Here is a 6866-nt window from a genome sequence, read left to right as displayed (position 1 = left end):
CTCCCCGCCCAAAGGACAGCCCCCGCACCCTTGAGCCCGCGGCGCATCCTTGAGCCCGCGGCGCATCCTTGAGCCCGCTCCGCATCCTTGGGCCCACCGCGCATCCTTGGGTATCCACCAACCATCTGCGGGCCGCGGAAATGGTTGGTGGATACCCAAAGACGAGCTTCGCGCACAAAGAGAAGGCGACCCACCTTTGGCGGGTTTCCGGTACGGCGGAATGCGGGGGTGGTGGTTAGAGCAGGCCGGCGTGGTCGAGCACGAGGTAGGCGGCGTCGGTGCCGGTCATGGCGCCGGGGGTGCGGAGTTCGGCGCGGAACTCGGCCACCGTGAGCTCTACCGGGACGCAGTCTTCGGCATCGTCCAGCTGCTGCTTGCCGTTGGGGCGGCAGCCGCGGGCGATGGCTACGTATTTGCGGAAGGTTGACGAGGTGCCGCCCCAGAGCCAGCCGACGATCTCGATACTTTCGCAGGTGTAGCCGGTCTCTTCTTCGAGCTCGCGGACGCCGCCGTCGGCGGGATCTTCGCCGGGATCGACGAGGCCGCCAGGGAGGTTCGTGACGATGCTGTCGGGGCCGGGGCGGAACATGCGCACCGTGACGATCCGGCCGTCGGGGGTGAGCGGCAGGACGGTGACGCCGCTGGCGATTCCGGCCGTCGACTCCGGGCCGCTGACGTCCCAGTCGACCTCGTGGCCGTTCGGCATGCGGTATCGGCGGACGGACACCGTGAGGAAGCGCTGGTATGCGAGCTTCTCCCCCAGCAACTCCCACGGCTCCGGGTCGGGCAGCCGGGACGGCTCAGCCGCCACGTCGGACGTGGCGGCTGAGTCTGTACGGCGATCCGTCACAGCGGACGGGTGTCGTCTGGGTCCTCGGGCGGAGCGATCGGCGCATCGTCGTCGTCCACCGCAGTCACCGCCGGCGTGTCATCCGCCGAGGCGTTCGCGGCGGCCTCTTCGGTGGCGGCCTCGATATCAGCCGACGGCTGGGACTCGGACAGGATCCGGGCCAGCGTCTCCTCGGAGATCCGCTTGAACTTCCGGACCTGGGTGCGGGTCCGGTCGAGCACCGCGACCTCGAGCTGATCCGAGGTCAGCTCGCGGGGCTCGGTGCTGTCGTGGCCCAGAGCGTCGACGGCCAGGCGAAGCGCGCCGGCCAGCGAGATGCCCTCGGAGTAGTGCTCGCCGACATACTCGGCGACCTGCTCGGCCTGGCCACCCATCACTGCATACCCCCGTACGTCGGCGATCGAGCCGTCGTACGTGAGCCGGTAGATCTGGTCATCGGCCGTGGTGGCACCGGTCTCGGCGACCAGGATCTCGACCTCGAGCGGCTTCTCCCCACCGGAGGAGAAGATCGCACCGAGAGTCTGGGCGTAGGCGTTGGCCAGCGCCCGGCCGGTGACGTCGCGCCGGTCGTAGGAGTACCCGCGCATGTCGGCCAGGCGCACGCCGGCGATCCGAAGGTTCTCGAACTCGTTGTAGCGGCCGACGGCAGCGAACGCCATCCGGTCGTAGATCTCGGCCACCTTGTGCAACGCGGGTGAACGATTCTCTGCGACGAACAGGATGCCGTCGGCATACTGCAGCGCGATCGCGCTGCGGCCCTTGGCGATGCCCTTCCGGGCGAAGTCCGCCCGGTCGCGCATCAGCTGTTCTGGGGATACGTAGAACGGCGTGCTCATCGAAGGTGTCGTCCTCTATCAGTCGAATGAGTTCAGGTCAGGGACGCCGAAACGGGGCCGTCAGGGCGCTCGTGGCGCTGCGCCCAGGCCGCGTCGACCAGAGTGGCAACCTCGTCCTCGGGCAACCGCTGGTAGCCGTCGGCCGTGACCACGCCGATCACCGGGAAGATCCGCCGCAACATGTCCGGACCACCGGTGGCCGAGTCGTCGTCGGCGGCGTCGATCAGCGACTGGATCGCCACCGTCGCGCAATCGGTCGCCGACAGGTCCTCGCGGTAGAGCTTCTTCAGCGCGCCCCGGGCGAACAGCGAACCCGAACCGACACTGTGGAAGCTGGTCTCCTCGTAACGGCCGCCGGTGGCGTCGTAGGAGAAGATCCGCCCGCCCAAGCGGTCGTGGTCGTAGCCCGCGAACAACGGGACCACGGCCAGACCCTGCATCGCCATCGCGAGGTTGCCCCGGATCAGCGCGCTCAGCCGGTTGGACTTACCGTCCAGGCTGAGCGTGGTTCCCTCGAGCTTCTCGTAGTGCTCGAGCTCGACCTGGAACAGCCGGACCATCTCGATCCCGAACCCGGCCGAACCGGCGAACGCGACCGCTGAATACTCATCGGCCGGGAACACCTTCTCGATGTCCCGGGAGGCGATGATGTTGCCCATCGTGGCCCGCCGGTCGCCGGCCATCAGCACGCCACCCGCGAAGGTGATCGCGACGATCGTCGTACCGTGCGGGACCTGGTCGGAGAAGTCGGCCTGCCCCAGGCTGCGCCGTCCGGGCAACAGGTCGGGCGCGTGCCCGGCCAGGAAGTCCATGAACGACGTGCCACCTGGGGTCAGGAAGGCTTCCGGCAACCGGCCGGAGGCATCAAATGTCATCGAGCGGTTCACTCCCCACCCTTTTGCACGAACCCGCGGACGAACTCCTCGGCGTTCTCCTCGAGCACCTCGTCGATCTCGTCGAGGATCGAGTCGACGTCGTCGTCGAGCCGTTCCTTGCGCTCGGCCACGTCTTCCGAGGTCTTCGCCTGCTCGACCTCTTCCTCGGTCGTCGAACGCTTCGGCTGCTTGTGCTGCTGCCCGCCGTCCTTCGCCATCGCACACACCTCCTAGAACCGCAGTGGAAGAAACGCCCAACCGCTCTTCCGTGCTTCTAAGAAGGACCCTACCCGGCGGCACCCCCAGTGATGGTGCGAACCAGGTCACTCGCGGTGTCGCACTGGTCAAGAAGTGCCCCGACATGGGCCTTGGTGCCGCGCATCGGGTCCAAAGTCGGGATCCGCTGCAGCGATTCCTTGCCCGGCAGATCGAAGATCACCGAATCCCAGGAGGCGGCCGCGACCTGGCCCGCATACTGCTGCATACAGCGGCCACGGAAGTAGGCGCGAGTGTCGGTCGGCGGATGCGAAACCGCCATCCGGATCTCCTCGTCGGTCACGATCCGCTGCATCCGGCCGGCGCTGACGAGTTTGTAGTACAGGCCCTTGTCCGGGCGCAGGTCGGCGTACTGGAGGTCGACCAGGTGCAGCTTCGAGTCGTCCCACTGCAGGCCGTCGCGGTCGCGGTAGGACTGCAGCAGCTTGTACTTCGCCACCCAGTCGAGCTGGTCGGCCAGCTTCATCGGGTCGATGGCGAGCTGGTCGAGCACCTGCTCCCAGCGGTGCAGCACGTCTTTGGTCTGGCGGTCCGCGTCGTCGCCGTACTTGTCCTCGACGTACTTGCGGGCCTGCTCCAGATACTCCGTCTGCAGCTGGACGGCGGTCAGCTTGCGGCCGTCCTTGAGCGTCATCAGGTGCGTACAGGTCGGGTCGTGGCTGATCTCGTGCAGCGCCTGCACCGGGCGGTCGACGCTCAGGTCGTCGGTCAGCCAGCCGTCCTCGATCATCGCGAGCACCAGCGACGTCGTCCCGACCTTCAGGTACGTCGAGATCTCGGACAGGTTCGCGTCGCCGATGATCACGTGCAGCCGCCGGTACCGATCCGGGTTGGCGTGCGGCTCGTCGCGGGTGTTGATGATCGGCCGCTTCAGCGTCGTCTCCAGGCCGACCTCGACCTCGAAGTAGTCCGCGCGCTGGCTGACCTGGAACCCGTTCGTGCTGCCGTCCTGGCCGATCCCGACCCGGCCTGCGCCGGTGACCACCTGACGGCTCACGAAGAACGGCGTCAGGTGCCGCACGATCGACGCGAACGGCGTCGACCGGCGCATCAGGTAGTTCTCGTGCGACCCGTACGACGCGCCTTTGTTGTCGGTGTTGTTCTTGTACAGGTTCAGTTGCGGGGCACCCGGGATCTGCCGGGCCTGGCGCGCGCCCTCCATGATGACGAGCTCACCGGCCTTGTCCCAGACCACAGCGTCCCGCGGGTTGGTGGTCTCGGGCGACGAATACTCCGGGTGGGCGTGGTCGACGTACAGCCGGGCGCCGTTGGTGAGGATGACGTTGGCCAGGCCGGTCTCCTCGTCGGTGAGCTGGCTGGTGTCGGCCACCTCCCGGCTCAGGTCGAAGCCGCGCGCGTCCCGCAGTGGGTGCTCCTCGTCGAAGTCCCACCGGGTCTTGCGCGCCAGTGGCTGCGTCTGGGCGTAGCCGTTCACCACCTGGCTCGAGGTCAGCATCGGGTTGGCCCCGGGCTGGCCGGGCACCGAGATGCCGAACTCGGTCTCGGTCCCCATAATCCGCCGCACACTCATGCTTCCGAGCCTACGCGGTTCCGCCCCCAAACCGGGGTGCTTTGTCCACAGGCACCCGTGTGAGACTGCCCGCGTGGACGAATTGGTAGCGATTCTCGGCAACGACAACGTGGTCATCGGAGCGGAACCGCGATCGGTGATGCGCCGCGACAACCTGCGCCACTCCGCAACCGGCGTCGTCGTCCGGAATGCGGCCGGTGACATCTACGTGCATCGCCGTACCGACACCAAGGACGTCTACCCGAGCCGGTACGACTTCGCTGCCGGCGGTGTCGTGGCAGCCGGCGAGGACCCGTACGACGCAGTGGTCCGCGAGCTGGCCGAGGAGCTGGGCATCACCGGTGTCGAGCTGGCCAAGCTCCCCGAAGGCGACTATGCCGACGACCACACCCGCTATCACGCCTATCTCTACACCTGTGTGTGGGACGGCCCAGTCAGCCACCAGCCCGAAGAAGTCGCCTGGGGTGCCTGGATGTCGCCGTCCGAGCTCGTCGCCCGGCTGAACGACCCCCAGTGGCCGTTCATGCCCGACACAGTCGGACTGCTGGGTGCGTACGTCCGCGGCCTGATCTGATGCAACCATCGGCAGGGTGACCGGTCATAGACCGGTGTGACCAACATTCTGATCGACGAGGCGGAGCCTGTGACGGCACCACCGGATCACGAGCTGTGGGATCGGCTACGCAGCGGTGACCATCTGGCGCTCGGCGAGCTGTTCGACCGGCACGCCGATGCCGTGCACGCATTCGCCTTCCGCCGTACGGCGTCCTGGAGCACTGCCGAGGACGTTGTCCAGTCCACGTTCCTCAACACCTGGCGGCGGTTCCAGCGCAACCCGCCCGGGCCACTGTCCACACCCACCGCCCGTGGCTGGCTGCTGGTGGTTGCGGGCAACGAGTGCCGAACACTGGCCCGGACAGCAGCCCGGATCCGCCGACTGGTCGAGCGGCTACCCGACCCCGAACCTGGCGCCGACCATTCCGTCGATGTGGCTCAGCGCCTCGACGACGAACGCCGGATGTCAGCCATCCACCGCGCAGTCGACCGGCTCCCCCGGCACGAGCGCGAGACGCTCGAGCTCGTCGTGTGGGCCGGTTTGACCCAAGCCGAGGCCGCGGACGCTCTCGGCGTACCGGTCGGGACTGTGAAGGCCCGTCTGCACCGCGCCCGTCGGCGCTTCCCCGACCTTGTATCCAGTGACTTCCTTCAGGAGCCGTCGTGAACACCGACCTCGAACCGCCCACCGTCCCGGCGATGACCCCCGACCAGCACGACCGGCTGCGCCGCCAACTCCTGCAAAAGACTCGCCCAGCAGTACGTCGTACTCCCGCGTGGGCAGCCCCTCTCGTCGCCGTCGGCGCTGTCGCGGCGATCGTGGCCGGCACCATCGCCGTCGTCCAGCACCCGCAAGGCGAGCAGGCTCCCGTCGCTGGGACGTCCTCGAAAGACCCGAAATCTGACAAGCAGCCGGCAAGTCCGGTGCCGCCGCAGTCGGACAAGATCCTGCCGTTCCCGACCGCTGTCGACCTCGGTCCGGTATCGGCGGCCGATGCCGCCGCGGCAGCGAAGTCCTGCAACGTGCCGGGCGCCGACGGTGCGCTGCAGGTGCTGTGGTCCCGGCGGCTCAAGGGACCCAAGCCTGGCAGCAGCTTCGTCCAGCTCGTGGTGGCACGTGCCAAGTCGCCGAAGGGCCAGGTGTTCGCTGTCTGCCAGCAGGGCCTCGGGGTCCACGTGATCCCGAACCAGGACTGGATCAAAGCAGCAACGTCGACACAAGCTGTGGCAGCCGTGATCGGCAGCAGTTGGAGCACCCAGCCGACGAAGATGTACTTCCAGCGGTGGACGCTGTACCGCGCGGAGCCGAACGTTGCGCGCATTGAGTCCCGATATGTCTGGCGGGGCGGGGCGAGTGCGTGGATCACCGGCGCTGTCGCCGACCACTTCGCCTACACCGACAGCCGGGCGATCCCGGTCGGCCCGAACTCCGGTACGCCGACCGAGCAGGTGCGAGCGTTCGACGCACAAGGCCGGCCGGTGCCGTTCAAACCCTGATCAGCGGCGGCGGCCGAGGTTGCGGGCGAGGTTGATGCCGACCAGACCCACCCAGCTGACCACGACCCCGGTCACGCCGGCCATGTTCGCGGAGATCGCGGTGATCGGAACCGCGACTCCCATCGACACGATCGCCAAGGCCAGGCCACCCGGGTCCTTCTCACGGCTCGGGTGCGCCGGCGGCTGGACCGGTTCAGGAACAGCAGTGGCGCGACGCTGCGCGTCGAGTCGTTCCAGGAAGCCTTCGATGATCTCGGCTTCGTACTCCGGCCCCAGCTCCTGACGAGCCGCCACCGCCGCCCGCAGGTCCTTGCGCACATCCTCGGTCGCCATACCGCTCACGGTAGGGCCGCGATCGACGTACAGGTATCGGGGGAATCCCCCACCCTCCCCCGGAACGACGCACCGCCCCGAAGCCGCAGGGTTAAGGCGGTCGGGCTAGCGCT

9 protein-coding genes are annotated in these 6866 nt (G+C 67.9%); 3 read left to right on the top strand and 6 right to left on the bottom strand.

The annotated features are described in order from the left end of the window. Nucleotides 1-235 precede the first annotated feature (235 nt). The 5 genes from E1263_RS18390 to dop all read right to left on the bottom strand — a co-directional run bounded on the left by E1263_RS18390 (nt 236) and on the right by dop (nt 4368). On the bottom strand, nt 236-850 hold the full coding sequence (locus E1263_RS18390; RefSeq protein ID WP_132168929.1) for an NUDIX hydrolase: 615 nt from the start codon (nt 848-850) through the stop codon (nt 236-238). Next, nucleotides 847-1686 (bottom strand): proteasome subunit alpha, encoded by an 840-nt coding sequence (prcA, locus tag E1263_RS18385; RefSeq protein ID WP_132168927.1) that lies wholly within the window; start codon nt 1684-1686, stop codon nt 847-849. Before prcA ends, E1263_RS18390 begins: the two co-directional genes overlap by 4 nt. A 32-nt stretch (nt 1687-1718) precedes the next feature. Next, nucleotides 1719-2561 carry a proteasome subunit beta gene (gene prcB, locus E1263_RS18380; protein WP_132168925.1) on the bottom strand — a complete coding sequence of 281 codons (843 nt, stop codon included), beginning with the start codon at nt 2559-2561 and terminating at the stop codon, nt 1719-1721. A gap of 8 nt (nt 2562-2569) precedes the next feature. Further along, on the bottom strand, nt 2570-2779 hold the full coding sequence (locus tag E1263_RS18375) for a ubiquitin-like protein Pup (protein WP_132168923.1): 210 nt from the start codon (nt 2777-2779) through the stop codon (nt 2570-2572). A 68-nt stretch (nt 2780-2847) separates the two neighbouring features. Further along, nucleotides 2848-4368, bottom strand: a complete 1521-nt coding sequence (gene dop / locus E1263_RS18370; RefSeq protein WP_132168921.1) for a depupylase/deamidase Dop — start codon at nt 4366-4368, stop codon at nt 2848-2850. A gap of 73 nt (nt 4369-4441) precedes the next feature. On the opposite strand from dop, the gene E1263_RS18365 reads away from it, so the two are divergent. From E1263_RS18365 to E1263_RS18355, 3 genes are read left to right on the top strand one after another with little or no spacing between them, the layout of a single operon-like run. Next, the gene (locus E1263_RS18365) at nt 4442-4942 is read left to right on the top strand and encodes an NUDIX hydrolase (protein WP_132168919.1); all 501 of its coding nucleotides are present in this window, start codon (nt 4442-4444) and stop codon (nt 4940-4942) included. Between the two features lie 36 nt (nt 4943-4978). Continuing rightward, entirely contained in the window at nt 4979-5590 is a 612-nt protein-coding gene (locus E1263_RS18360) for an RNA polymerase sigma factor (protein WP_132168917.1), read from the top strand. Further along, nucleotides 5587-6420, top strand: a complete 834-nt coding sequence (locus E1263_RS18355; protein WP_132168915.1) for a hypothetical protein — start codon at nt 5587-5589, stop codon at nt 6418-6420. The genes E1263_RS18360 and E1263_RS18355 overlap by 4 nt, the downstream gene beginning before the upstream one ends. On the opposite strand, the gene E1263_RS18350 is transcribed toward E1263_RS18355, so the two are convergent. Then, complete coding sequence (locus E1263_RS18350) at nt 6421-6753, bottom strand: hypothetical protein (protein WP_132168913.1); 333 nt, start codon at nt 6751-6753, stop codon at nt 6421-6423. Between the last annotated feature and the right edge of the window lie 113 nt (nt 6754-6866).

It is taken from the genome of Kribbella antibiotica, assembly GCF_004349055.1.
Lineage (GTDB): Bacteria > Actinomycetota > Actinomycetes > Propionibacteriales > Kribbellaceae > Kribbella > Kribbella antibiotica.
This window is presented reverse-complemented; position numbering and strand designations above follow the sequence as displayed.

Bases quoted from the DNA above. Each gene is read 5' to 3' on its own strand.
- prcA (WP_132168927.1), bottom strand. From the start codon at position 1,686: ATGAGCACGCCGTTCTACGTATCCCCAGAACAGCTGATGCGCGACCGG.
- prcB (WP_132168925.1), bottom strand. From the start codon at position 2,561: ATGACATTTGATGCCTCCGGCCGGTTGCCGGAAGCCTTCCTGACCCCA.
- E1263_RS18375 (WP_132168923.1), bottom strand. From the start codon at position 2,779: ATGGCGAAGGACGGCGGGCAGCAGCACAAGCAGCCGAAGCGTTCGACG.
- dop (WP_132168921.1), bottom strand. From the start codon at position 4,368: ATGAGTGTGCGGCGGATTATGGGGACCGAGACCGAGTTCGGCATCTCG.
- E1263_RS18350 (WP_132168913.1), bottom strand. From the start codon at position 6,753: ATGGCGACCGAGGATGTGCGCAAGGACCTGCGGGCGGCGGTGGCGGCT.